Origin of the sequence: Streptosporangium sp. NPDC050284 (assembly GCF_044459525.1) — a bacterium.
GTDB lineage: Bacteria > Actinomycetota > Actinomycetes > Streptosporangiales > Streptosporangiaceae > Streptosporangium.
In genome coordinates, this window is record NZ_JBITIZ010000012.1 from 84,746 (window position 1) to 109,330 (window position 24,585).

Consider the following 24,585-nt stretch of genomic DNA (forward strand, 5'->3'; position numbering starts at 1 on the left):
CCCCGGTGATCCCGCGGTCGCCTCACGCTCCCTCGCCCCCGCCGCCGGGCGAGCGGAGCGGTGGCCGTCTTCGGTGGTCCCGCGGCCGGCTCACGCCGCCCCCTACCAGGGCGGCGATCGGCTCACGAGACGCGCTCGGCTCCGTCGGGCGTGATCGGGCCCAGCTCGGCGCCGAAGTCGTGCGCGATCCTGCGCATGCCCTCGGCGAGGTCCCGCCGGTCGAGCGCGGCGATGCGCTCGGCCGGCCCGGACACCGACAGCGCGGCGATCGTCCGCGCCCCGTCCCGTACGCCCACCGCCAGGCAGTGCACGCCCAGTTCCTCCTCGCCCAGGTCCATCGCGTACCCGTGTTCTCGCACCCGCTCCAGCTCGGCGAGCATCCCGGGCAGGTCGGTGATCGTGTTGGCGGTCCTGCGGGGCATACCGGTCCGCTCGACCAGCGACGCCACCTCGCTGTCCGCCCTGTCGGCCATCAGGACCTTCCCCACGGCAGTGCTGTGCGGCAGCACCCGCCTGCCGACCTCCGCGAACATCCGCAACCGCCTCGGCGAGGGCACCTGGGCGACGTAGACCACGAAGTCACCCTCGAGCACCGCCAGATTGGCCGTCTCACCCGACAGCTCGACGAGCCTCGTCAGGTACGGTTGCGACCACACGCCCACCATGCGCTCGGCCACCCCGCCGAGCCGCACCAGAGCGCCCCCGAGGGCGTAGCGACGGTCGGACTCCTGGCGCACGTAGCCCCGGGCGAGCAGCGTGCGCAGCAGCCGGTGGATCGTCCCGTACGGCAGGCCGGTCCTCGCCGCGATCTCCGAGAGGCCGGCCTCCCCGCCCCGCTCGGCCAGGGCCTCCAGCACGTCCAGCGCCCGGTCGACCGACTGCACCGCGCTCATGCACCCTCCTCACGGGACGGTCCCGGACCTTGGCGCGCCCCGTATCGGCGGGACGGGCCACTCACGGGACCCCCGTCCGCCCTCACGGCACCCTCGCGAGTCCGCGCAGCGAGGCGTCGAGAACCTGCGCGGTGTGCGCCACGGGGATGGGTTCGGTGCCCCGGCGGCGGATCGCCGAGGCGATCTGCATGGTGCAGCCCGGGTTGGCCGAGACCAGCAGGTCGGCGCCGGTGGCGAGCACCCGTTCCGCCTTGCGGTCACCGAGGTCCTTCGCGGTCGCGGGCTGGAACAGGTTGTAGGTTCCCGCCGAGCCGCAGCAGATCGCCGACTCGGCGATCTCCCTCAGCTCCAGGCCGGGTATGCCGCCCAGGAGCTCGCGGGGCTGGGACCGTACCCCCTGGGCGTGGGCGAGGTGACAGGCGTCGTGGTAGGCCACGGTGAGCGGCAGCGGGTGACGCTCGGCCGCCGGGCCGAGCGCGACGAGATACTCCGCCAGATCGACGGTCCTGATCGCCCGTGCCCTTTCGACCCACTCGCCGCCCTCGCCCTCAAGGATCTCCGCGTAGTCCTTCATCGTCGACCCGCATCCGGCGGCGTTGACGACGATCGTGTCGACGCCCGCCCGCTCGAAGGTGGTGATCGTCCGCTTCGCGAACCGCAGGGCCTGCCTCTCCTGGCCCGAGTGCAGCGACAACGCCCCGCAGCAGCCCTGCGAGGGCGGGATCACCACGTCGCAGCCCTCCATCGCGAGCACCCTGGCCGTGGCCTCGTTGACCTGGGGGAAGAACTCCCCCTGCACGCAGCCGGTGAGCATCCCGACCGTGGCCCTGCGCGGGCCCCGCGCCGCGATCCTGCGCGGCAGCCGCGTCCTGTCGGCGGCCGGGGGAGCGAGGTCGGCCATCGCCGCCAGGGACGGGTTGATCCGCTCCAGCCTCGGCGCGACCGCGCGGCGCAGCCCGGCGCTGAGCCGCAGCGGCAGCCGCATCGCCCGCAGCCGCCGGGGATAGGGGAACAGCTGGAAGACCAGCGCCCGCAGCGCCCTGTCGTCAGGCTCTCTCACATGCACCCGCTCCACCTCGGCCCGGGTCTGCTCGATCAGCCGGTCGTACCTCACCCCGGACGGGCAGGCGGGTACGCACGCCATGCACCCCAGGCACGCGTCGAAGTGCCCGGCCATCTCGGGCGTGATCGGTGTGCCCTCGACGTGCTGTTTCATCAGGTGGATCCGGCCGCGCGGGGAGTCCATCTCCTCGCCCCACAGGACGTACGTCGGGCACGAGGGCAGGCAGAACCCGCAGTGCACGCAGTCGTTGATCAGCTCAGGGTCCACGTCAGATCCCTCCCGCGAACCGGCCGGGGGACATCCTCCGGCCGGGGTCGAACCGTTCCTTGACCCGCCGCATCAGAGGCAGGGCGCCAGAGGGACCCCAGCGATCGATCCCGCGGGCGAGAGCGGGAGGCACGGCGAGCACCGTGAGCGCGCCGCCGAGCCGCCGCAGGTCGTCGCGCACGCCCGTCACGAACCCGGAGAACTCCGCCTCGCCGACGTCCTCCGGCAGGGCGGCCAGCAGGACCGCGGAGGCCACCGACCCGCGTACGCGAGCGGGCAGCCCGCGTGCGGCGACCGCACGTAGCGCCGGGCAGGCCGCGGCGGGCGGGACCCGCAGTTCCAGCAGAACCTCCTCGCCGGGCGGCACCGACCACCAGGCGGGCGCCTCGGCGGTGATCCGCGCCCTCCCGTACTCGTCCATCGAGGTGCGCACGGCCTCCGCGCGGACATCGGCCGCCTCTCCCTCGACGAGCGCGGAGACGGTGGCTTTGCCGGTGAGGCCCGGCCACTCCAGTTCGACGGCGCTCGGCTCGGCCTGCGAGGCCGCGAGCTCGGCGACCAGTGCGTCCAGTGCGCCCAGTCCGTTCAGTGCGCCCAGTCCGTTCAGTGCGTCCCTCGCGGGGGAACCGGCGGAATCCGGTCCGCCGACGGGCAGGTCCACGGTGACCCACCGGCGGGCGGCGGGGATCGGGTGGAGGCGGAAGGTGGCCTCGGTGATGACGCCGAGCGTGCCGTAGGAGCCGGTGAAGAGCTTGCCCAGGTCATAGCCTGCGACGTTCTTGACGACGTTGCCGCCCGAGGTGGCGATCGTGCCGTCGGCCAGCACGACCGTGATACCGATCAGCAGGTCGCGGGCGGTGCCGTAGCGGAACCTGCGGGGGCCGGCGACCGCGGTGGCGAGCGTCCCGCCGACCGTGCCGGCGCCCAGGGGCGTGTCCAGGGCGAGTTCCTGCCGCGATCGCGAGAGCGTGGCGTTGAGGACGTTGAGGGGGAGTCCAGCGCCGACCCGCGTCACGAGATCGCCCGAGGAGTGCTCGACCGCGGATCCGTCCCCGAGGAGCAGGCAGCAGGTGTCGATCAGCAGGTCGCACCGTTCGGGGGGATTGCCCCAGCCGAGCTTGGTGCCGTCTCCCACCGGGACCACGGCCAGGTCGTGCGCGGCCGAGACGCGCATCAGCGCGGCGACCTCCCCGGTGTTCTCCGGCAGGGCCACCCAGCGGGGCGCGACCCCGCCCACCGCGTCGTCGGAGGTCGCCTCCCGGATCGTCACGCCCGTCGCGCGCAGCGCTTTCTGTGCTTTCAGGGCCTTTTGTGCCTTCTGTGCCTTCAAGGGTGCCTCCAGCGGTGCTCCCATCAGAAGTGCTCCGCCTGTCCCGACTCGACCAGCGGGTGCGCGCCCTTGCGGACCCCCGGGACCTCGCCGCACAGCCGGGGGGTCGGGAAGATCTTTCCCGGGTTCGACAGGCCGCGGGGGTCGAAGGCGCAGCGCACCAGCTGCATGGTGTTGAGATCGTCGTCAGAGAACATTTTCGGCATATATCGGGACTTGTCCACGCCGACGCCATGTTCGCCGGTGATGGAACCGCCGTGCTCGATGCACAGGTCGAGAATCCTCCCCGACACGATCTCCGCCCTCTCCTCCGCACCCGGCTCGGCGTCGTCGAACAGCACCAGCGGGTGCAGGTTGCCGTCACCGGCGTGGAAGACGTTCGCCACCCTGATGCCGTACTCGCGGGAGAGGGCGTCGATGCTCGCCAGCACCCCGCCCAGCGCGGTCCGGGGGACGACACCGTCCTGGACGATGTAGGCGGGGCTGATCCGGCCCACCGCGGCGAACGCCGACTTGCGGCCCCGCCAGATCGCGGCCCGCTCCGCCGGATCGTCGGCGACCCGTATCTCGAACGCGCCGCTCTCCCGGCAAAGCCGCGTCACCTCGCCGAACTGGTGCGCGACCTCCTCCGCGGGGCCGTCCAGCTCCACGATGAGCACCGCCCCCGCGCCCTCCGGGTAGGCGCACGCCACGGCCGCCTCGGCCGCCTCGACGGCGAGGGCGTCCATCATCTCGATCGCGGCGGGCACGATGCCTCCGCCGATGATCGCCGACACCGCCTGCCCGCCCCGCTCGATGTCCTCGAACGCCGCGAGCAGCGTCGTCACGGCCTCCGGCAGCCTGCTCAGCCGTACGACGATCTTGGTCGCGATACCGAGCGTGCCCTCGGAGCCGATGAACGCGCCCAGCAGGTCGTATCCGGGATCGGTGTCCGACAGTTCGACGATGTCACCGTCGGGGGTGACGATCTCCAGGCCGACCACGTGATTGACGGTGAAGCCGTACTTCAGGCAGTGGGCGCCGCCGGAGTTCTCGGCCACGTTGCCGCCGATCGTGCAGACCTGCTGGCTGGAGGGGTCGGGCGCGTAGTAGCGGCCCAGGTCGCGGACGGCCTCGGTGATCGCCAGGTTGGTGACCCCAGGCTCCACGGTCGCCCTCCGGTTCGGCAGGTCGACGGAGAGGATCCGCCGCATCTTCGAGGTCACGACCAGCACCCCGTCGGCCCGTGGCAGGGCACCGCCCGACAGTCCGGTCCCGGCGCCCCTGGCCACGAACGGCAGGTCGTACTCGTTGCAGATCCTCACCACGGCCGCGACCTGCTCGGCGCTCGAAGGCAGCACCACGACTCCGGGGGTGACCCGGTGGTGGGTCAGCCCGTCGCACTCGTAGGTGCGCAGCCGCACGGGATCGGTGATGACCGACCCGGGTCCGAGGAGTTCCTCGAACCTGCGGGCCGGCTCGTCCAGGGTCTTCGTCGACATCGCTCCTCCTCCGGCTCCTCCGGCGTGCCCGACGTCCCGGCGCTGTCGCCGGTGCTCGCCGGCCTCCATCGGCCGATCGAGGACGCCGTCCTTGTCGTCCTCATCTCGAATTCTCACTCAGCGCGGCGGCGCCGGCGTTCCTGCCGTGTCTGGGGCCGTCGTCCACGAGGCCGGAGAAGCAGGGTTCTCCGGGTGCCCGCTGCGGGGTACGGCGGTCGGGGGAGGGCGGCGTACGGACGAGGCCGGGCGGGGAGTGACGGACGCGCAGGTGGAGCCGTCCTTTGATCATCGTGATCAGGACGCCCCTCGCCCACCCCTCGTCCGCGGTCTTGCGCGCGTAGAACTCCCTGGTCGCCCTGTTGTCGAGCATGTCGAGCAGGACGATGTGGTGGCCCCAGGGGATCGGCCGCGCCGTCCGCGGGATGGAGTCCGGCCAGGCGGCCGCGAAGGCCCTCATGTAGAGGAGGTTGGTCCGCGAGTATCCCATCGCCTCGGGGAACGCGCCGCGCAGGTCGGTCGAGAGCCGGGGCACCGCCTTCCTGCCCCAGTCGTCGTCCGGCTGCCGATCGAGGATGTGGCGGCCGATCCGCCAGTACTGCCGGATCAGCTCGGTGTCGGTGGTGAGCAGCGCCACCCGTCCCCTGCTGCCGATGATTTCGCGCTTGACGGCGTCGAGTAGCGCCGCGTACTCGCCCTGATCGGCTCCTTCACCGTTCCTGTCATCGCTCATGCACGCAAAGTATCCACTGAGTCCGGCGTCCGCATCCGCCCACGGTGACCGCCCGGAGTGAGGAATCCCCGCCGGGGGATGAGGATTCCGCACTGTCGGGCTGGTCATGTCACGGCATACGCGCATAGGCCGGGAGAGTAAGGAACTCCGCGAAGTCGTCGTCGAGGGCGACCTCCTTGAACAGGGCGGTGGCCTGACCGTAGAGGGCCTCGTCGTAGCCGGGCTCCGCCTTGATCTTGGCGAGTTCCTCGTCGATGATCCTCTCGACCAGCTCCCTGGTCACCACGGCGCCGGTGTCGGCGAGCTCGATGCCGTTGTGGATCCACTGCCAGATCTGGGAACGGGAGATCTCGGCGGTCGCCGCGTCCTCCATCAGGTTGTGGATCGCCACCGCACCCAGCCCTCCCATCCAGGCGGCCAGGTAGCGCAGCGCCACGTCCACGTTGTTGCGCAGCCCCGCCTCGGTGATGTCGCCGGGGGTCTTGGAGACCGCCAGCAGGTCGGCGGCGGAGACGGAGACGTCCTCGCGCAGGCGGTGGAGCTGGTTCGGCCGGTCCTCCAGGACGGCGTCGAAGACGTCGCGGCAGATCGGCACGAGGTCGGGGTGCGCCACCCAGGAGCCGTCGAAACCGTCGCCGGACTCGCGGGTCTTGTCGGCGGTGACCTTCTCCAGGGCGACCTTGTTGACCTCGGGGTCGCGGCGGGAGGGGATGAACGCGGCCATCCCGCCGATGGCGTGGGCCCCGCGCCGGTGGCAGGTGCGGACCAGCAACTCGGTGTAGGCGCGCATGAACGGAGCGGTCATCGTCACGGCGTTGCGCTCGGGCAGCAGGAACTCGCGGCCGCGGGTGCGGAACTTCTTGATCACGCTGAAGAGGTAGTCCCAGCGGCCGGCGTTGAGCCCCGCGGAGTGGTCGCGGAGCTCGTAGAGGATCTCGTCCATCTCGAACGCGGCAGGATAGGTCTCGATGAGCACCGTCGCCCGGATCGTGCCCCGGGGGATGTCGAGCAGCTCCTGGGCCCTGACGAAGACGTCGTTCCAGAGGCGGGCCTCCAGGTGTGACTCGATCTTCGGCAGGTAGAAGTACGGACCCTTGCCCTTGGCCATCTGCCGCTGCGCCGAGTGGAAGAAGTAGAGGCCGAAGTCGACGAGGGAGGCGGAGAACGGCCTGCCGTCACAGGTGAGGTGCTTCTCGTTCAGGTGCCACCCGCGGGGCCGGACCACGATGGTGGCGAGCTCGGTGTCAGGCTTGAGGGCGTAGCTCTTCTCCCCGGCGGAGAAGTCGAGGGTCCGATCGAGCGCGTCGCGCAGGTTGAGCTGGCCGTTGATGGTGTTCTCCCAGGTGGGAGCGTTGGCGTCCTCGAAGTCCGCGAGCCAGACCTTGGCGCCGGAGTTCAGCGCGTTGATCGTCATCTTCCGGTCGACGGGACCGGTGATCTCCACGCGGCGGTCCACCAGGCCGGGGGCGGGCGGGGCGACGTGCCACTCGGACTCACGCACGTGCCGGGTCTCGGGCAGGAAGTCGAGGGTGCCGCCCGCCGACAGCTCCGCCTGGCGGGCCTGGCGGGCCTCCAGCAGCTCCAGACGCCGGCCGTCGAACTCGCGCTGGAGGGTGGCCAGGAAGGCCAGTGCCTCCGGCGTGAGGATCTCCTCGAAGCGGTCCTGGAGGGGGCCGCCGATCTCAACGCCGTCCATGGGTCCTCTTTTCCTCGCAGATTTCCACATGGTGGAAAAGTAATTCTGAATTGTGGAATAGACGCTACTTCAGGGCCGGTCACCGGTCAAAGGCAGGGTCCCCCTCAGGGGTCGATCCGGGCGTTCCCCGATGATCTGGCAGGCGTGTTCGGACAGAGTTGGGTCAGCGCCCTCGGCAGGTCGGCAGGTCGGCAGGTCGGCAGAGGGAAGGACGGACCCGTCGCACGTTGGTTGGGAAGCGAAGGTTTCCCGGGAAGTCGAGGATTGGGCACATGAAGAAGAACATGGTCGTCGCAGGGGCGATCCTGGGGACGGTGTTCGTGCTCTCGGGATGCGGCGCACTCGACTTCCGCGACCGGCAGCAGGAGGTCGTCTCCTACGACGTCACCGGCGAGCTGAAGGCCCTGGACGTCGCCACCGGCTCCGGCGACATCGTGGTCACCGAGTCGGACCGGGAGGCCGTCCGGGTGACCGAGACCATCCACTGGCGTGGCGACAAGCCCACCCTCCGGCACCCGGTGGACAGCGGCACGCTCACCCTGCGCTACGAATGCCGCAGGAACTGCTCGGTCGACTACAAGGTCGAGATCCCGCGGGGCCTCACGGCCAAACTCGACACCGGCTCGGGCACCATCACGATGCGCGGGCTCACCGGGGAGGTGAACGCCACGAGCGGCTCCGGCGAGATCGAGGGCGGTGACCTGACCTCCAAGCGGTTCGTCGCCGACACCGGCTCCGGCGACGTCGAGGCGAGGTTCTCCGCCACGCCCGAGGATGTGCGGATCGAGACCGGCTCCGGCGACATCGTCGCCTACCTTCCCAAGGGCGGCTACGACGTCACCACCGACACCGGTTCGGGGCAGGAGACCGTGGAGGTGGTCAGGGACCCCTCCTCGCCCCGCAAGGTCACGCTGCGGACCGGCTCGGGCGACGCCTCGGTCCGGCTTCCCTGAGGCCGCGCCTTTGAGCCGTTCCCGGGGCCCCGACCAGGGGGCGTTCGCGGCACGCCGGGACGAGGCGGTGATAACCAGGTGATGGCCAGAGGTTCCCGTGGCACCATCGAGGGGAAGAGACCCGGGGTGTTGGGGCGTTCTCTCCTGTGAGAAGAACGCACACGCACCAACCATCTGAATGGAGCGACGACATAGACACTCGTGAGCCGCTGGACATCGACCGATTCGACGACCTGCTCGACAACGGCGAGATGGATCTGGCCGAGCGCCAGGCACTCCGCCGGGTGGCGGGCCTCTCCACTGAGCTGGAAGACGTCACCGAGGTCGAATACCGCCAGCTGCGGCTTGAGCGGGTCGTCCTCGTCGGCGTCTGGACCTCCGGTACGTCGACCGACGCGGAAAACTCCCTCCTTGAGCTGAAGCTCCTCGCCGAGACCGCGGGCTCGGAGGTCCTGGAAGGTCTGATCCAGCGCAGGCAGAAGCCCGACACCGCGACCTACATCGGCTCCGGCAAGGCGCAGGAGCTTGCCGACATCGTCTCCGCCACCGGTGCCGACACCGTGGTCTGCGACGGAGAGCTGAGCCCCGGCCAGCTCCGCCAGCTTGAGGAGATCGTCAAGGTCAAGGTCATCGACCGGACCATGTTGATCCTCGACATCTTCGCCCAGCACGCCAAGAGCCGCGAGGGCAAGGCGCAGGTCGAGCTCGCGCAGCTCAACTACCTGCTGCCGCGCCTGCGAGGCTGGGGTGGAAACCTGTCACGCCAGGTCGGCGGTCGCGCCGCGGGCGGCGTCGGCATGGGAGGCCGTGGGCCCGGTGAGACCAAGATCGAGCTGGACCGCCGCCGGATCCGTGAGCGGATGGCCAAGCTGCGCCGCCAGATCGGCGAGATGACCACCGCCCGCGTGACCAAGCGCTCGCGGCGCCTGCAGCGCGAGGTTCCCGCCGTGGCCATCGCCGGATACACCAACGCGGGCAAGTCCTCGCTGCTGAACCGGCTGACCGGCGCGGGGGTGCTGGTCGAGGACGCCCTGTTCGCCACGCTCGATCCGACGGTCCGCAAGGCGCACACGCCCGACGGACGCCTGTTCACGCTCGCCGACACCGTCGGATTCGTCCGGCACCTGCCGCACCAGCTCGTCGAGGCGTTCCGCTCCACGCTTGAGGAGGTCGGCGACGCCGACCTGATCCTGCACGTGGTCGACGGCTCGCACCCCGACCCCGAGTCGCAGCTCGCCGCGGTACGTGAGGTGATCGGCGACATCGAGGGCGCCCGCGACATCCCGGAGATCGTGGTCGTGAACAAGGCCGACGCCGCCGACCCGGTGGTGCTGGCCCAGCTGACCGCGAAGGAGAAGCACACCGTCGTGGTCTCGGCCCGCACCGGCGCCGGACTCGACGAGCTGAGGGCCGTGATCGAGCGGGAGCTGCCCCGCTTCGACCAGGAGGTCAGGCTTCTCGTGCCGTACGAGCGCGGTGACCTGATCTCCAGGGCGCACAAGGAGGGCGAGGTCCTCGGCGTCGAGCACACCGGAGACGGCACGGTGCTGCACGCCAGGGTCCTGCCCGGCCTCTTCGCCGAGCTGGAGAAGACCGCCAAACCGGTCGAGACCGCGGTCTGACCCGCCAAGACGCGCCGTACCGTCCTCTTGGAGGCGGTACGGCGCATCCGAGCGCGTCCGACGCCTCCCGGACGTCGTTCAGCGCTTCTCGCGCCGGAACATCACCAGCGCCACGTCGTCCTCCCTGGCGCCGAACCGCTCGATCAGCCGGTCGCAGAAGGCCTCCTGGTCTCCCTCCAGGCTCTCCGCCAGGTGCCGTACGATCTCCAGGCTCTCGTCGAGCAGCTTGTCGCGGTCCTCGATGAGCCCGTCGGTGAACAGCAGCACCGAGGCTCCCTCGGGGACGTTCACCCGGTCGACCCGGTAGGTTTCCTCGGCCACCCCCAGCAGGAGGTTGCCCAGAGCGTGGTAGCGCGCATGGCCGTCCGCGATGACGAGAGGCGGGATGTGCCCCGCGTTCGAGATCTCCATCTCCCCGGTCACAGGATCGATCAGGAACAGGGCCACGGTGGCGGTCATGCCGGGGTGGTAGCGCCGCAGCACGTTGTTGAGCAGCGCCATCGACGCGCCGATATCCTGGGCGTCGATGACGGAGGCACGCAGCGCGTGGCGCAACTCCGCCATGACGGTGGCGGCGAGCAGCGAGTGCCCCTGGACGTCGCCGATGGCGATGAGCACCCGGTGGTCCATCCGCAGGACCTCGTAGAAGTCGCCGCCGACCTCGACGTTGTCGACCGCGGGCTGATACCGCCAGCTGATCGCGACTCCGGGGATCTCGGGGATCCGCGCCGGCAGCAGGCTGCGCTGCAGGGTGAGGGCGATCGCGTGCTCCTCGGCGTACGCCCGCAGCGCGTCCACGGCGAGGGCGAGGGCCTGGCCGAGCTGGCGCAGCACGTTGGACTCGTCGGGGTCGAGCGGCGGCGTCTCCACCACCCCGAGATAGACGGGGGGCCTGCCCAGCTTGGTGCGGCAGATCACCGCCGAGACGTCACCGTCGAGTGTCGCGTCGGGCATCAGCTCCATCCACTTGGCGGCCGGCACCGTGAGGACCTGGGTGCCCGCGGAAGCACCCAGGGACATCGCGCTCAGTCTGGGCAGGGTGTCCGGCGCCGCGACCTTGGCCTGGGCGACGTTCTCCGAAGGAATCGCGGCGAACCTGCGGGTCCGGCCGTCGGGGGGCAGGGCGAGCGCGCCCGCGTGCCGCCCCAGGATCCGTGAGGTTCCCTCGACGGCCGTGGCGAGGAGCTCGTCGAACGTCTCGGCGGAGTTCATCGAGAGCGTGACCTCGGTGAGGGCGGCGAGTCGTCCGGCCATCAGCTCGGCCCGCTGCCGGGCACGGTAGTAGCGCAGCGTGGCCTCGACCGTCGCGGCGAACTCGTCCGGCTCGACCGGCTCCGCCAGGTAGGCGTCCGCCCCGCGTTCGAGCCCCTGGGCCCGGTCGGCGGGGGTGATCGCGGCCCCGGAGATCTGGATGACCGGGATGGAGGACGTCGCCGGGTCCGCCTTGATCTGCTCGCAGACCTCGTAGCCGCTGATGTCGGGCAGCCGTACGTCCAAAACGACGAGGTCGGGGCGGAGCTCCCTCACCTTGGCGAGTGCCTCCATGCCGCCGGTGGCCTGCACGACCTGGTGTCCCGAGCGCCGCAGCCAGCTCGACAGGATGTACAGCTTGGTCGGGGTGTCGTCCACGACCAGTACGGTCGCCTCGTTCCTCGCGGTTTTCCTAGTCATCGACGTGTCCCAGGGCGCTTTCGATCGCCTCCAGCAGAGTGTCGCGGCGGAGGCCGTGCTTGGGGATCACCATGTGCGCCCGGTCGGGCACCTGGTGCGCCGTGGCGACGGTCACGACGATCACCGGTACCTGGCGCAGCCGCTCGTCGTTGGACATCCGCAGCATCAGCGCGGTGCCGTCGAGCCGGGGCATCAGCAGATCCACCAAGGCGATGTCGGGCGGGTTCTCCTCCATCATCTCCAGTGCCCTCAGGCCGTCGGAGGCCTCGTCGATGTGGGCGGCGAATCCGGAGAGCATCCGGCGCACGACGGCGCGGAACTCCTCGTCGTCGTCCACGACGAGCAACCGGCCGACCACGGGGGCCCCGTCGTGCCGGTAGGGCAGCCTCAGGGTGGCCGTGGTGCCGGAGCCCGCGACGCTGGTCAGGTGCAGGCCGCCGCCCAGTGCCTCGGCCAGCCGGCGTGCGTACGGCAGGCCGAGCCCGGTCCCCTTGCTTCGCACCTGGATCGGCCCGGGAACCTGGAAGAACTCCTCGAAGACGCGCTCCAGATGCTCCTCGGGCACGCCTATCCCCGTGTCGGTCACGGTGAAGACCAGATCCTGGGCGGTCTCGTCGAGCCTCGCCTCCAGCTTGACCTCGCCGTGCTCGGTGAACTTCAGCCCGTTGGTGAGCAGGTTGCGCAGGATCCGGGTGAGCATCACCTCGTCCACCAGCATCTCCACCGGTGCCTGCGAGACCTCCACGGTGAGCCTCACCCCGTCGTGGCCGGTGGTGGGGTGCAGCGTCATGCGCAGCCGTTCGGCCAGAGCCATCAGGTCGACCATGGAGGGCTGAGGGTCGAGCCTGCCCGCCTCGGCCTTCGCCATGTCGAGCAACTCGCTCACCAGCGACAGGAGCGTCTCCGCGGAGGAGCCGATGAGGTTGATCTGATGGAGCTGCTCGTCGGCGAGGGGCTCCCCGCCGGGTCCCACCAGGAGGCGGACCAGGCCGATGATCGAGTTGAGGGGGGTGCGCAGCTCGTGGCTGACGGTGGCCCAGAACCTGTTCTTCGCGTCGCTCGCCGTCCGGAGCTGCGCGGACTTCTCGTCCAGCTCGGCGTAGAGCGCCACGACGCCGCGGTTGGTCTCCTCAAGCTCCTCCGACAGCTGGTTGTAGAGGGCGAGCACTCCCTGGTTGGTCTCCTGCAGTTCGGTGTTGAGCTGCAGGACCTCCTCCAGGGTCTCGGCGAGTTCGCGATTCTGCCTGCGCAGCTCGTCGAGGGCCGTGGTGGGCGCCGCCGCGGCGAGCCTGGCGCGGATCTCCTCCGCCGAAGGTCTCGGTCTGTGGCCCTTCGGGAGCCGTTTGACCATGCTTATTCTTCCCTCGGAGGTATCGAGCTCGATGAGGTCGACGAGACGCCCCGCCAGCGTCACGCCGTCCGAAGGGTGGAAGTCGGTCTTCGAGAAGTCGACCGCGACGAGCAGGGCGTTCTCCCGCTCCAGCCGGAAGGCGACGAAGGCGTCGCTTCCCGCCTCCACGAGTTCCCTGCCGATCTCGCTCAGTGCGGTGGCCACCCGGATCTGGTCCTGGGGCTCCAGTCCGACGCTCTCCGCCACCTCGCGGCCCAGCTTGCGCATGGCGAAGACGTCCTGGTCGTCCCGGATATGGATCTGGATCAGCTCGTCCCCGGTCATGTGCCCGGCCTGACGGCGACCACACAGGCGTCGTCCCTGCGGGTCCCGGCCTCGCGCAGCAGCGTGCCGGCGACGACGGAGGGGAGGCGTGTGACGAGACCGGGATAGGAGGTGATGTTCCACCGCTCGGACAGACCGTCGGAGTGGAGCAGGACGACGCCGTGCGGCGGCAGGGCGTACTCGTACTGGCGCAGGGTCCTGGCCTTGTGACCGGCGATGCCGGGAATCGAGATCATCCCCTGGCGGCCGTCGTTGTGGACGATCCACGCGGAGACGTTGCCGAGGCCGGCGAAGCTCACCGTGCCCGCGGCGCCGTCGACACGGGCCACGGCGACCGCACCGCCCCTGGTGTGGCCGAGACCGGCGTGGATGCGCTCCAGGGCGGTGACCGGGGCGAGATCGGCGTGCCGCAGGAACAGTCGCACCGCCTCCTGGGAGGCATGGGCGGCCGCGGGGCCGTGGCCGAGGCCGTCACAGAGCATCACGGTCGACACGGCGCCCTCGTCGGTGATCACGAACGCGTCGCCGCAGACGGTCTCGTCGCCGATCGGGCGGGTGAGGCCGCTCACCCGGCACCGGGGCCGCGGGGCGCCCTGCGCGACGAAGTACATACCGAGCACGGTGCCCCGGCCGGGCATGGAGTGAACCTCGTATCCACTCGCCATCCTGGCGATGCCGCCCAGGCCGATGCCGAGCGTGCCGGTGGTGGAGTAGCCGTCGCGCAGGGCGCGGGAGACGTCCCGCATTCCCGGCCCCCGGTCGATCGCGAGGACCTCCACCGCCGAGTCCAGCTCCAGATGGGGGCGAATCAGCATGACCCCGTCGGTCGCGTGCTTGACCAGGTTCGAGGCGGCCTCGCTCACCGCGACGGCGACCCGTCCGCTGTCCTCCTCGCTGAATCCCCTCGCCTCGGCGAGTGTCACGGCGGTACGGCGGAGGGCGCCGATCGCACTGGCGTCCTCGGCCCTCACCCAGGTGTCACGCTGGGAATGGATCAGCGCGCCCATTTCGTCACCGTGATCAGCGTTCCCTCACCGGGAGTCGATTCGAGGTCGAACTCGTCGACCAGGCGACGCGAACCGCTGAGGCCGAGCCCCAGGCCTCCGCCGGTGGTCCACCCGTCGGTCAGTGCCTGCTCGATGTCCGGGATGCCGGGACCGTTGTCACTGAAGACCATTCGCAGGCCTCGCCGCATACCCTTGTGGACGACCTCGACCCGTACCTGCCCGCCTCCCGCGTAGACCAGGGCGTTGCGGGCCAGCTCACTGGCCGCGGTCACCACCTTGGTCTGGTCGATCAAGGAGAGGCCCACGTCCACCGCGACGGTCCTGACGTGCTGGCGGACCAGCACGACGTCGCCGTTGACATTTATGGGCAGTTCCTTCGCGGTCGTCACCGGTAGGCCTCGGAGTGCTGGGACTCTTCGATCTGGTTCAGCAACGCGACGCCCTTCTCGAGGTTGAGCGCCGTGCGTACGCCGCCGAGGGAGAGGCCGAGCTCGACGAGGGTGATCGCCACCGCAGGTCGCATGCCGACGACGATCGTCTCGGCGTCGAGCATGCGGGAGATCGCCGCGATGGTGGCCAGCATCCGGCCGATGAAGGAGTCGACGATCTCCACGGCGGTGATATCGATGATCACCCCTCGTGCACCGGTCTCGACGACCTTCTCCGACAGGTCCTCCTGTAGGGCGAGCACGCTCATGTCCTGCAGGTCGATCTGGATGGAGACGATCAGGATGTCACCGAGCTTGAGGATGGGAACGCGATCCATCAGCCCTCCACCGTCCGCACGGCGATGCGGGACGCCCCGCCCTTGACGAATTTGACCCCGCTCGCCCGCAGCGTGTGGGCCAGCGCGTCGGCGAGGGTGGCCTTGGTCACGATGTCGCCGAACTCGATGCCCAGGGTGACGATGGTGTGGGCGATCTGAGGACGGATACCGGAGATCACGCACTCGGCGCCCATCAGCCGGGCCGCCACCACGGTCTTGAGCAGGTGCTGGGCGACCTCGGTGTCGACGGCGGGAACCCCCGTGATGTCGATGACCGCGTGCTCGGAGCCGGTGTCGACGAGCGTCTGGAGCAGCTTCTCCATCACGACCTGGGTCCTGGCGGAGTCGAGCGTGCCGACCAGCGGCACCGCGACGATGCCCTCCCAGAGCTTGACCACCGGGGTGGACAGCTCCAGCAGCTGCTCCGCCTGATCAATGATGATCTTCTCTCTGGCCGCCGCGTAGCTCTCCATGGTGAAAAGCCCGAGTTCGTCGATGACCCGGGAGAACCAGATGAAACCGCGGATGGCCTCGGGGGAGCCGTCCTCCTCGACGATCTCGTAGAGGGCCTCCTTCAGACCGAAGACCAAGGTCGCGGTCTCGGTGGGGGTGAACCCCTGGCGGGCACGGTCCCGGGAGAGTTCGGAGAGCAGGCCGCGCAGGTCGCTGAGATCGCCGGAGTCTTCGAAGGATTGGCGCAGCGCCTGGTAGAGCTCGCGCAACTGGTCGGCGAGCTTTCCGCTTTCTCCCTGGTCGCCGATGGGTGAACGGGCGATCTCAAGCCAGCGCTTGAAGATGCGTGCCTCGTGCTCCTGAAAAAGATCTTCGATGCGACGCCGACCGGCGTCCGCGTGGACGGACAAGGCAACTCCCATGCGTACGACCTGAAGACAACTCGCACGAAAGGCTACATGGAACGTCCTGCTTACGACCTTTTTTGGGGGGTTGGTGGGCCGCTTGTGGTCAGATCTTCGGGGGAGAGTGACCAGGTTGGACGGCCTGTGCGCCGTATCGCATCACGAGGTCCTCTGGCGTTATCCCGTGGCGCGTGCCCATCGAGGGCAGGGGCGCGCGCCCACCGGGAGCGTTGGAGGCGGGGGCATCGTGGAGATCGCGGGTGACCGTGGGCTCGCCGTCACACCCGCGGTGCCGGCCCGCGGGCAGGTGGGGCGGGTCGCCGGAAGGGCACGTTTTGAGTCTTCCGAATTCCAGCCTAGAGTGGCGGCGAACCGCGTTTCAATGGCTGAGCTTGCTTCCGATGGCCTGTGGTGGCTGCACTGTAAGAGTGAGAAAACGTGCAAAAGCCTCAAAAGTTGCAGTGGTCGCCCAAGGTTTAGATTGCTACCATAAGGCAAATCTAGCGAGATGTTATGACGCAAGTTGCTCTGGTGACTACTGTTACGAGCGATGAAGAAGTAGTCTGAGCTGTGGAAAGTTGTTCGACGCCACGCGTGACCGTCGAGCCGGCGGGTGAGGTGCGGTCGCGGAGGGGCGGCGTTCTTCCCAATTAGCCTGTACAGCGGGCCGACTTGTGAAATAACGTAACTGAACTGAAATCGCCCGATCATGATCCCGGCGATACTGTCGCCGCACAACAGACACGCGGATGAGAGCAGGAGACCCCCGATGCCGTCCGGACTCACAGCGGGCTCGAAGGGTGCGGTGCTCGGCGCCGCGCGGAGCGGCCCGCCCTGTCCGGGTGCGGTGCTCCTTCAGGTGTCTTCCCCTGAACACAAGGCGGTGATGCGATGACGGTCCGCCTCCTGACCAACATCGGCCGGCTCTGGACCGGAAACGACGTGTTCAGCAACGCGGCGATCCTCGTCCACAACGACCGGATCGCCTGGGTCGGTCGCGCCGCGGATCTTCCGCAGAGCGTGCCCGGTGTCGTCGACGACATCGTCGACGTCGACCACGTCGAGAACCTGGGCGGCACGCTGGTCACCCCCGGCCTGATCGACGCGCACACCCACCCGGTCTACGCGGGAAACCGCTACGCCGAGATGGCGATGCGCTCCAGCGGTTCCACCCCCTCCGCGATCACCGCGGCGGGCGGCGGCATCGGCTCCACCGTGACGGTCACCCGAGGCACCGACCCTTGGACGCTCTGCAACGGCGTCCGTGAGCGACTCCGCGAATGGCTGCTCAGCGGCACCACCACCATCGAGGCCAAGACCGGCTATCACCTCACCCGTGACGGTGAGCTGGCCGACGTGCGGCTCCTGCGCGAGCTGGAGAAAGAGCCGATGATGCCGCGGGTCCACGTGACCTTCATGGCCGCGCACGTCGTCCCGCCCGAATACTTCGGCCGCCAGCGCGACTATGTCGAGGCGGTGGGCTCCTGGTGCGCCGACGCCGCCGCGGCGGGAGCCGACGGTGTCGACGTCTACTGCGACGAGGGCCACTTCACCGCGGAGGAGGCCCGCTGGGTCCTCGCCTCCGGGCGCAACGTCGGCCTGCTGCCGCGCGTGCACGCCGGCGCCTACAGCCGACGCGGCGCCGTTCAGCTCGCCGCCGAACTCGGTTGCGCCTCCGCCGACCTGCTCCACCACACCACCGACGAGGACATCGCGATCCTGGCCCGCTACGGTGTCCCCGCCGTGGTCTGCCCCGGGACCGCCCTCCAGCGTGGCAGCCTGCCCCCGGTCCGCCGGATGCTCGCCCAGGGGGTCACCGTGGCTCTCGGCAGTGACCACAATCCGGGCCACTGCGGCATCACCTCGATGTCCCTGGTCATCAGCCTCGCCGTCGCGGCCTTCGGCATGAGTGTCGGCGACGCCCTCCGAGCCGCCACCCTCGGCGGCGCCACGGTCCTCGGCGCTCCCGACCGCGGCGTCCTCGCTCCCGGCCGCCTGGCCGACATCGTCCAGTGGGACGCCGACCACGAGGGCGCCTTCGCCTGGTCCTTCGGCCTCAAGCCTCGCCGGGTCTGGCGCGGCGGCACCCCCGTCCAGTAGAGCCCTCCCTCCTCCGGCGGGTCCGCACCCGAAACCCTCACCCGCCGGATCCCTCCTTGACGTCGCCCCCGTCTCCTTCGCGTGATCTCCTCCACGTAGCCTCTGGACATGCCCGCACCGGTCGCCGTCATCACGGACTCCACCGCCTACCTCCCGCAGGAGGAGGTCTCCAGCCTGGGAGTCGTCGTGGTGCCCCTCCAGGTGGTCGTCGGCGGCAGGTCGTTCGACGACGTGGCGTGGACCGACGGCGCGGGCAGGGAGGACGTGCTGAGGGAACGAGGCCGGGTGACGACCTCCAGGCCCGCCCCGCGACGTTTCACCGATGTCTACCGCGAAGCGGCGGCCCGAGGCGCGAGCGGTATCGTCTCCGTCCACCTGTCGGCGGAGTTGTCCGGTACGGTCGAGGCCGCCCGCGCGGGAGCCGAGGACTCCCCCGTTCCCGTCGACGTCGTCGACAGCAGGTCCATCGCCATGGGTCTCGGATTCCCCGTCCTCGCGGCCGCGAGCGCCGCCGCGCAGGGCGCGCCCCGGACAGAGGTGGCGGACGTCGCCCGCCGCCGGGCGGAGTCGGTCCGCAGCCTCTTCTACGTCGACACCCTGGAGCATCTCCGCAGGGGAGGCCGGATCGGCGCCGCGGAGACCCTCCTCGGCTCGGCGCTGATGATCAAACCGATCCTGCACATATCCGACGGGATGATCGTCCCCCTGGAGAAGGTCCGTACGGCGAGCCGTGCCATCTCCCGCCTCGAAGACCTCGCGGTCGAGGCCGCGGGCACGGGCCCGGTGGAGATCGCCGTCCAGCATCTCGGCGCACGGTCCCGTGCGGAAGCCCTGGCCGCACGCCTGCAGGGACGTATTTCCGCACTCACCGAGGTCATCGTCGTCGAGGTCGGTTCGGTCATCGGCGCCCATGTCGGCCCCGGCATGCTCGGCATCACCGTCTCCTCTCCTGAGCCTGACGTCTCCTGAGCCTGACGTCTCCTGAGCCTGACGTCTCCTGAGCCTGACGTCTCCTGAGCCTGACGTCTCCTGAGCCTGACGTCTCCTGAGTCGTGACGGGGACGACACCGGACGCCCACCGATGTCCGCGCCTGCAGGTCTCTGTGCCCGCAGGTCTCTGTGCCCGCAGATCTTCGGGCCTTTGGTGTCTCACACGCCGATCAGATGACCGGCGTCCACACCCTCCGTCACGCGATCTTCCGGTTATCCCCAGAACCAGATTCGGTGGAAGTTAGCTCGCCGCCGCCACCGTAACGTCCTGCGGGTGCGGACCACAGGCCAGAACATCGAGCGGTTCCAAGCCGAGTCGCGGCTGAGGATCCTGACAGGGCGCGAATCATCCGTCCCCGACCCCTTGCTCTCGCCACGCCGCCCGGGCGGCATACCGCGCCGGGGCAGGCACGCGCGGCCCGGCGTTCATGACGGAGTAGAGGATGTCGTTCACGACAGCCCCGCCTCGCGCTTGCGTTCGGCGCCGATCCCCCCGTCCTTCGAGGCGCTTCGCAAGGTCGTGGCCATCCAGAGTCCCGCGCTCGTTCCCGGTCGTCCGGGGCTGCGTCTCCTGCTTCTCGTCGCCCTGATCGCCCTCGTCACGGGAGGTGTCTACGCCTGGCGGTCCCAACCGGAGCCTGAGCCCTTGGCACCACCCGTGCCGGTCTCCGGGCCACCGTTGTCGGCGCCCGCCACCGCTCCACGCCGGCAGTCCGCGCCGCTCACCGAACTCACCGTTCACGTGACGGGTAAGGTCCGGCGTCCCGGAGTGATCACGTTGCCGGACGGTTCCCGAGTCGCCGACGCGGTCAAGAAGGCCGGGGGCATCCGTGGGGCGGCCACCACGGGATCCCTCAACCTCGCGCGCAGGCTCGTCGACGGCGAACAGATCGTCGTCGGCCCCTCCGGCGCTGCCGTCGTCGGGGCGGCGCCCAACCCGGTGAACCCCGTGGATCCCGCCACCGCCGTCGTCGACCTCAACACGGCCACCCCCGAGCAGCTTGAGCGGTTACCGGGCGTTGGTGAGGTGCTCGCCCGGCGCATCGCCGAATATCGCGACGCCCACGGTGGTTTCCGTACCGTCGAGGAGCTTCGCGACGTGAGCGGGATAGGCGACCGTAAGTACGCCGAGATGCGCGACAAGGTCCGTGTCTGACGCGCCGGCGGTGAGGGCGGTCGTGACACGGTTCGCCACGGTCATCACGGCCGGCGGCTCCGATGGCCCGGCTCGCCGCGATGTCGCCGGTCTTCGGAGTCTCAGGGGATCGCGTGGACCATCGGGGACCATCGGGTCCGGTGGTCCCCGATGGTCCGCCGACTCCGGTCATTCGCGAGGTACGGGCGGTTCGGCCGGCTCGGGCGGGCCGGAAAGCCTGGACGGTTCCGGCAAGAGGAGGCGCGCGCATGACGCTCAGCTGGTGCTGCCGGCGGCGGCCTCATGGATCACCGCCCTCGTCCTGCTGGGCTGCTCAGCTGTGACCGGTGCCGTGACGGCCGGTCTCATGGCAGCAGGTGCCCTGGCGGTGGCCGTCCTGCCCCGGCCACCGGGAGTGGCGGGTCGGCGAAACGTGATGATCGCGGTCCTTGGGTGCGCGGCCGCGGTGGCGGGATCGGTGGCCTTCCGGGTGCACGCGGTCGGTACGGGACCGATCGCCGAGCTCGCGGGAAGAAACGCCCTGGCGATGGCAGAGGTGGTGGTGACCGACGACCCGCGGGAGACGGGCAGGAGAGGAGGGCCTTTCCTCCGGGAGAGCTTCGTGGTGCCTGCCCGGGTCGAGTCGGTCGGTACGGGAACGGGCAGGGTGGTGCTGCGGGCTCCGGTGGTGCTGTTCGTCTCGGGCGCCGAGTGGCGCTCCCTGCTGCCCAGCCAGCGAGTGGAGGTCACCGGTCGCTTCGGCCGGGCCGACCCCGGAGAGTTGCTCGCGGCGGTGGTGCTGGTCAGAGGGGCACCGCGAGTGTTGAGCGGGCCCTCCTGGGAGCAGCGCGCGGCCGGGGCGCTCAGGTCGGGGTTGCGGGAGGCGGCCGACGTGTTGCCTCCGGCGCAGCGCGGACTGCTGCCCGGCCTGGTGGTCGGTGACGTGTCCCGGATGGACGAGCAGGTCAAGGCCGACTTCAAGGCGGCAGGCCTCAGCCATCTGCTCGCGGTCTCCGGCGCGAACCTCGCCGTCGTGGCGGGGGCGGCGGTCGCGCTGGCCAGAATGGCCGGGCTGCCCCTCGCGGCGCGGGCGGTGTTGGCGATGTCGGCCATGGTCGCCTTCGCGGTCGTCGCCCGGCCCTCGCCGAGCGTGCTCAGGGCACTCCTGATGGGCGGAGTCGCCGCCCTCGCCCTCGGCGCGGGCCGCTCGCGTGACGGTGTCGCCGCCCTGTCGGTGACGGTCCTGGGGTTGATCTTCTTCGTTCCCGGCCTCGCGCGTTCCTACGGTTTCGCCCTGTCGGTCGCGGCCACCGCGGGCATCCTGGTCCTCGCTCCTGGCTGGCGCGACCGACTCTCGGCCCGCATGCCCCGATGGCTCGCGGAGGCGACCGCGGTGGCCGCCGCGGCTCAGGCCGCTGTGACCCCCGTCCTGGTCCTGATGTCGGGGCAGCTCGCACCGGTGGCGATTCCCGCCAACCTGCTCGCGGGACCGGCCGTCGCCCCCGCCACTCTGCTCGGCTTCGCGGTGGCCTTGATCGCCCCTCTGCACATGGGGCTCGCCCAGTTGCTGGTCCGGCCGGCGGGGCTGGCCACCGGATGGATCATCGAGGTGGCCGCGCACGCCGCCGGCCTCCCGCTGGGCGTGATCCCGTGGCCGGGCGGCGTCACCGGGCTGCTCCTGCTGGCGGCTGCCGTCCCGCTCGCGGTGCTGGTGCTGCGACACCGGCGGTCACGCCTGATCACCCTCGCGGCTCTGGCCGGGCTGATTCTCGCCGTGACGGTGGCCGCGCCGATCGTGGCACGCTGGCCGCCTCGCGGATGGTTACTCCTGGCCTGTGACGTCGGTCAGGGAGACGCGTTGCTCGTCGCGGCGGGACCGGGGCGGGCCGTGGTGGTGGACGCGGGCCCCGACCCGGTGCGGGTGGACCGCTGCCTGCGCTCCATGGGGATCAAAGAGGTGCCGCTGGTCATTCTCACCCATCCACATCTCGACCATGTGGGAGGGCTCGACGGGGTCTTTCGCGGACGCGTCGTGGGGGCGGCGGTGGTGACCCCGCACGATGCCGGAGGGCACGAGGGGAGGAGGCTGAGCGACGCCCTCGCCCGTCGCCACGTGGTCGAGTGGGCGGCGAGGCCCGGTGTGAGCTGGCGTTTCGGGCCTTCTGAACTCACCGTCATCGGCCCGGCGGCCGAGGCGCCCCCGCCCGGCGCGGGGGAGGGGGCGGCCGTCAACAACGCCAGCGTCGTGGTGCACGTCCGCTGGGCCGCGGGGGCGGCCCTGCTCAGCGGCGACATCGAGACCGAGGCCCAGGCGGAGTTGCTCCGGCGGGGCCTGCCGTCCGCCGAGATCCTCAAGGTTCCGCACCACGGATCGGGCAGGCACGACCCGGGCTTCCTCGCCGCATCCGGTGTCCGCGCCGCCCTGATCAGCGTGGGGGCGGACAACGGCTACGGCCACCCCGCCCCGTCGACCCTGAACGCGCTGCGCCGACTCGGCGCCCGCGTCTACCGAACGGATCTGTCGGGAGACCTCGCCGTGGTGGTCCGCGAGGGAGCCCTGGCCGTCATCGCGAGGGGGGCGGAGACTCGTTTGCGGGCGGCTCGGGGCATCCGGACCGAGGTAGGCAGGCTTCCGGGTCCGGTCACGCCGGTGCGGGTCAGTTCCCGTTTTCGGCCCGGCGGCGGAACTCGGTGTCCACATCGGCGGCGTAGACCGACCGGCTGCAGCGCGCGCAACGGTACATGATCGGGCCCTCGTCGAGGGATGTTCCGCAGCGAGGGCAGGCGTGACGGCGAATGGTGGAGTTTGTCATGGTTCTCACCTCCTCTGGTGTTTCCCAGGGTGCCTGGTGGCACCTGCATTTCGATTGCCAACGGCTTGCCGACGGCACATCCGGTCACCGGGACGTGGCATGCTGCTCGACATGGCGGCAATCGATCCGGCACCCGTGATCCTGATCCTCGGCGACGAGGAACTCCTGGCCGACCGCGCGGTGAGCGAGGTGACCTCGGCGGCGAAGGCGGCCGATCCGACCGCCGAGGTGCACGACCTCCCCGGCTCGAAGATGGAGCTCGGGGAGCTCACCCGCATGACGTCGCCCTCGCTGTTCGGCGAAAGGTCCGTGGTGGTCGTCCGCTCGGCCCAGGACCTCGGCAAGGACGTCATCGCCGAGGTCGTCTCCTACGCGGCACACCCGGCGGACGAGACCGTGCTCGTCCTCGTCCACCCGGGAGGCGTGAAGGGCAAGGCCCTGGTCGACGGGGTCAAGAAGGCCGGTGCCCAGGTGGTCTCCGTCACCAAGGTGACCAAACCGGCCGAGCGTCTCGCGTTCGTCAAGGCGGAGCTGAAGCGGGCCGGGCGCACCATCGGGGCCGACGCCGCCTCCGCCCTCCTCGACGCCGTGGGCAACGACCTGCGCGAGCTGGCCGCCGCGTGCAGCCAGCTCGCCTTCGACACCCCCGGAAAGACGATCGACGAGGCCGCCGTCGCGCGCTACCACCGGGGCAGGGCCGAGGTGAGCGGTTTCACCGTGGCGGACTCGGCGGTCGAGGGGCGGCTGGGCGACGCCCTGGAGCAGCTGCGCTGGGCGCTCTCGACGGGTACGGCCCCCGTCCTGCTGGTGAGCGCGCTCGCCGGGGGCCTGCGCTCGCTGGCCAAGGTGGGAGGCGCTCCCCGCAACCTCCGGGGCGGTCAGCTCGCCAGCCATCTCGGCATGCCGCCCTGGAAGATCGACCGGGTCCAGCGGCAGCTGAACGGCTGGGGGCCCGAAGGGCTCGCCCGTGCCATCCAGGCGGCCGCCGCAGCCGACGCGCAGGTGAAGGGCGGCGGGGCCGACCCCGCGTACGCGCTGGAGCACATGGTCCAGACCGTGGTCGCCAGTCGCACGGGGCGTTAGGCGGATACGGACGAGAGGAGCCCCTCACGGGGCCGCCGGGAAGCGGCGACGCGAGAACATGAAGCCGCCGGGGCGACGTGAGACGCAGGAACGCCGCACCCCTTTGGGATGCGGCGTTCGCGGAACCTGGGACTACTTGGCGGCCGACAGGGCGGCGGTGCGCTGGGCGATCGCCGACTTGCGGTTGGCGGCCTGGTTCTTGTGGATCACGCCCTTGCTGGCAGCCTTGTCCAGCTGGCGGGAGGCGGCGCGCTGCAGCGCGACAGCCTCTTCGACGTTACCCTGGTCAGCGGCCTCGCGGAACTTGCGGATGGCCGTCTTCAGGGAAGACTTGACAGCCTTGTTGCGCAGCCGGGCCTTCTCGTTCTGCCGGTTGCGCTTGATCTGGGACTTGATGTTCGCCACGAAGAAGCCTCGGTGAATGTCGTTGGATGGGGCGCGCGGGCAGAGAGG

Annotated in this window: 20 protein-coding genes; 7 read left to right on the plus strand and 13 right to left on the minus strand. The window is 70.3% G+C overall.

Annotation, left to right across the window (positions count from 1 at the left end):
* Window positions 1-122: 122 nt before the first annotated feature.
* The 6 genes from ACIBH4_RS26695 to aceB all read right to left on the minus strand — a co-directional run bounded on the left by ACIBH4_RS26695 (window position 123) and on the right by aceB (window position 7,460).
* Window positions 123-893 carry an IclR family transcriptional regulator gene (locus tag ACIBH4_RS26695; RefSeq protein WP_362501292.1) on the minus strand — a complete coding sequence of 257 codons (771 nt, stop codon included), beginning with the start codon at window positions 891-893 and terminating at the stop codon, window positions 123-125.
* 82 nt (window positions 894-975) lie between these two features.
* Window positions 976-2,223, minus strand: a complete 1,248-nt coding sequence (locus ACIBH4_RS26700; RefSeq protein WP_362763992.1) for a heterodisulfide reductase-related iron-sulfur binding cluster — start codon at window positions 2,221-2,223, stop codon at window positions 976-978.
* 1 nt (window position 2,224) lies between these two features.
* Complete coding sequence (locus tag ACIBH4_RS26705) at window positions 2,225-3,553, minus strand: FAD-binding oxidoreductase (RefSeq protein WP_362763995.1); 1,329 nt, start codon at window positions 3,551-3,553, stop codon at window positions 2,225-2,227.
* Window positions 3,554-3,576: 23 nt separating this feature from the next.
* Entirely contained in the window at window positions 3,577-5,034 is a 1,458-nt protein-coding gene (locus ACIBH4_RS26710) for an FAD-linked oxidase C-terminal domain-containing protein (RefSeq protein ID WP_362501298.1), read from the minus strand.
* A gap of 100 nt (window positions 5,035-5,134) precedes the next feature.
* Complete coding sequence (locus tag ACIBH4_RS26715; RefSeq protein ID WP_362501300.1) at window positions 5,135-5,764, minus strand: DUF1016 N-terminal domain-containing protein; 630 nt, start codon at window positions 5,762-5,764, stop codon at window positions 5,135-5,137.
* Window positions 5,765-5,873: 109 nt separating this feature from the next.
* Window positions 5,874-7,460 carry a malate synthase A gene (gene aceB, locus ACIBH4_RS26720; RefSeq protein ID WP_362763998.1) on the minus strand — a complete coding sequence of 529 codons (1,587 nt, stop codon included), beginning with the start codon at window positions 7,458-7,460 and terminating at the stop codon, window positions 5,874-5,876.
* 272 nt (window positions 7,461-7,732) lie between these two features.
* Here aceB and ACIBH4_RS26725 point away from each other — a divergent pair, with 272 nt between their 5' ends.
* Window positions 7,733-8,413 carry a DUF4097 family beta strand repeat-containing protein gene (locus ACIBH4_RS26725; RefSeq protein WP_362764001.1) on the plus strand — a complete coding sequence of 227 codons (681 nt, stop codon included), beginning with the start codon at window positions 7,733-7,735 and terminating at the stop codon, window positions 8,411-8,413.
* 251 nt (window positions 8,414-8,664) lie between these two features.
* The gene (gene hflX, locus ACIBH4_RS26730; RefSeq protein WP_362502212.1) at window positions 8,665-10,035 is read left to right on the plus strand and encodes a GTPase HflX; all 1,371 of its coding nucleotides are present in this window, start codon (window positions 8,665-8,667) and stop codon (window positions 10,033-10,035) included.
* A gap of 78 nt (window positions 10,036-10,113) precedes the next feature.
* Here the strand turns inward: hflX and ACIBH4_RS26735 are convergent, their stop codons facing one another.
* From ACIBH4_RS26735 to ACIBH4_RS26760, 6 genes are read right to left on the minus strand one after another with little or no spacing between them, the layout of a single operon-like run.
* Window positions 10,114-11,706, minus strand: coding sequence for a SpoIIE family protein phosphatase (locus ACIBH4_RS26735; RefSeq protein WP_362501306.1), 1,593 nt, complete (start codon window positions 11,704-11,706; stop codon window positions 10,114-10,116).
* Window positions 11,699-13,381 carry an ATP-binding protein gene (locus ACIBH4_RS26740; RefSeq protein WP_362501308.1) on the minus strand — a complete coding sequence of 561 codons (1,683 nt, stop codon included), beginning with the start codon at window positions 13,379-13,381 and terminating at the stop codon, window positions 11,699-11,701. Before ACIBH4_RS26740 ends, ACIBH4_RS26735 begins: the two co-directional genes overlap by 8 nt.
* Window positions 13,378-14,388, minus strand: coding sequence for an ATP-binding protein (locus ACIBH4_RS26745; RefSeq protein ID WP_362501310.1), 1,011 nt, complete (start codon window positions 14,386-14,388; stop codon window positions 13,378-13,380). Before ACIBH4_RS26745 ends, ACIBH4_RS26740 begins: the two co-directional genes overlap by 4 nt.
* On the minus strand, window positions 14,376-14,777 hold the full coding sequence (locus ACIBH4_RS26750) for an anti-sigma regulatory factor (RefSeq protein WP_362501312.1): 402 nt from the start codon (window positions 14,775-14,777) through the stop codon (window positions 14,376-14,378). The genes ACIBH4_RS26745 and ACIBH4_RS26750 overlap by 13 nt, the downstream gene beginning before the upstream one ends.
* Window positions 14,774-15,154, minus strand: coding sequence for an STAS domain-containing protein (locus ACIBH4_RS26755; protein ID WP_362501314.1), 381 nt, complete (start codon window positions 15,152-15,154; stop codon window positions 14,774-14,776). The genes ACIBH4_RS26750 and ACIBH4_RS26755 overlap by 4 nt, the downstream gene beginning before the upstream one ends.
* A complete protein-coding gene (locus ACIBH4_RS26760) occupies window positions 15,154-16,029 on the minus strand; it encodes an STAS domain-containing protein (RefSeq protein ID WP_362501316.1) in 876 nt (291 codons plus the stop codon). The genes ACIBH4_RS26755 and ACIBH4_RS26760 overlap by 1 nt, the downstream gene beginning before the upstream one ends.
* 873 nt (window positions 16,030-16,902) lie before the next feature.
* On the opposite strand from ACIBH4_RS26760, the gene hutI reads away from it, so the two are divergent.
* The 5 genes from hutI to holA all read left to right on the plus strand — a co-directional run bounded on the left by hutI (window position 16,903) and on the right by holA (window position 24,132).
* Window positions 16,903-18,111, plus strand: a complete 1,209-nt coding sequence (gene hutI / locus ACIBH4_RS26765) for an imidazolonepropionase (protein ID WP_362501318.1) — start codon at window positions 16,903-16,905, stop codon at window positions 18,109-18,111.
* A gap of 108 nt (window positions 18,112-18,219) precedes the next feature.
* Window positions 18,220-19,080 carry a DegV family protein gene (locus tag ACIBH4_RS26770; RefSeq protein WP_362501320.1) on the plus strand — a complete coding sequence of 287 codons (861 nt, stop codon included), beginning with the start codon at window positions 18,220-18,222 and terminating at the stop codon, window positions 19,078-19,080.
* Between the two features lie 295 nt (window positions 19,081-19,375).
* Entirely contained in the window at window positions 19,376-20,257 is an 882-nt protein-coding gene (locus tag ACIBH4_RS26775; RefSeq protein WP_362501322.1) for a ComEA family DNA-binding protein, read from the plus strand.
* 262 nt (window positions 20,258-20,519) lie between these two features.
* Window positions 20,520-22,982, plus strand: a complete 2,463-nt coding sequence (locus ACIBH4_RS26780) for a ComEC/Rec2 family competence protein (protein WP_362501324.1) — start codon at window positions 20,520-20,522, stop codon at window positions 22,980-22,982.
* 178 nt (window positions 22,983-23,160) lie between these two features.
* Window positions 23,161-24,132 (plus strand): DNA polymerase III subunit delta, encoded by a 972-nt coding sequence (gene holA, locus ACIBH4_RS26785; protein ID WP_362501327.1) that lies wholly within the window; start codon window positions 23,161-23,163, stop codon window positions 24,130-24,132.
* Between the two features lie 132 nt (window positions 24,133-24,264).
* Here holA and rpsT read toward each other — a convergent pair whose 3' ends face one another.
* Window positions 24,265-24,537, minus strand: coding sequence for a 30S ribosomal protein S20 (rpsT, locus tag ACIBH4_RS26790; RefSeq protein WP_362501329.1), 273 nt, complete (start codon window positions 24,535-24,537; stop codon window positions 24,265-24,267).
* Between the last annotated feature and the right edge of the window lie 48 nt (window positions 24,538-24,585).

Excerpts from the sequence above, each read along its gene's own strand:
- ACIBH4_RS26695 (WP_362501292.1), bottom strand. The coding sequence starts at position 893 with ATGAGCGCGGTGCAGTCGGTCGACCGGGCGCTGGACGTGCTGGAGGCC.
- ACIBH4_RS26710 (WP_362501298.1), bottom strand. The coding sequence starts at position 5,034 with ATGTCGACGAAGACCCTGGACGAGCCGGCCCGCAGGTTCGAGGAACTC.
- ACIBH4_RS26715 (WP_362501300.1), bottom strand. The coding sequence starts at position 5,764 with ATGAGCGATGACAGGAACGGTGAAGGAGCCGATCAGGGCGAGTACGCG.
- aceB (WP_362763998.1), bottom strand. The coding sequence starts at position 7,460 with ATGGACGGCGTTGAGATCGGCGGCCCCCTCCAGGACCGCTTCGAGGAG.
- ACIBH4_RS26725 (WP_362764001.1), top strand. The coding sequence starts at position 7,733 with ATGAAGAAGAACATGGTCGTCGCAGGGGCGATCCTGGGGACGGTGTTC.
- hflX (WP_362502212.1), top strand. The coding sequence starts at position 8,665 with ATGGATCTGGCCGAGCGCCAGGCACTCCGCCGGGTGGCGGGCCTCTCC.
- ACIBH4_RS26735 (WP_362501306.1), bottom strand. The coding sequence starts at position 11,706 with ATGACTAGGAAAACCGCGAGGAACGAGGCGACCGTACTGGTCGTGGAC.
- ACIBH4_RS26740 (WP_362501308.1), bottom strand. The coding sequence starts at position 13,381 with ATGACCGGGGACGAGCTGATCCAGATCCATATCCGGGACGACCAGGAC.
- ACIBH4_RS26745 (WP_362501310.1), bottom strand. The coding sequence starts at position 14,388 with ATGGGCGCGCTGATCCATTCCCAGCGTGACACCTGGGTGAGGGCCGAG.
- ACIBH4_RS26755 (WP_362501314.1), bottom strand. The coding sequence starts at position 15,154 with ATGGATCGCGTTCCCATCCTCAAGCTCGGTGACATCCTGATCGTCTCC.
- ACIBH4_RS26760 (WP_362501316.1), bottom strand. The coding sequence starts at position 16,029 with ATGGGAGTTGCCTTGTCCGTCCACGCGGACGCCGGTCGGCGTCGCATC.
- hutI (WP_362501318.1), top strand. The coding sequence starts at position 16,903 with ATGACGGTCCGCCTCCTGACCAACATCGGCCGGCTCTGGACCGGAAAC.
- ACIBH4_RS26770 (WP_362501320.1), top strand. The coding sequence starts at position 18,220 with ATGCCCGCACCGGTCGCCGTCATCACGGACTCCACCGCCTACCTCCCG.
- holA (WP_362501327.1), top strand. The coding sequence starts at position 23,161 with ATGGCGGCAATCGATCCGGCACCCGTGATCCTGATCCTCGGCGACGAG.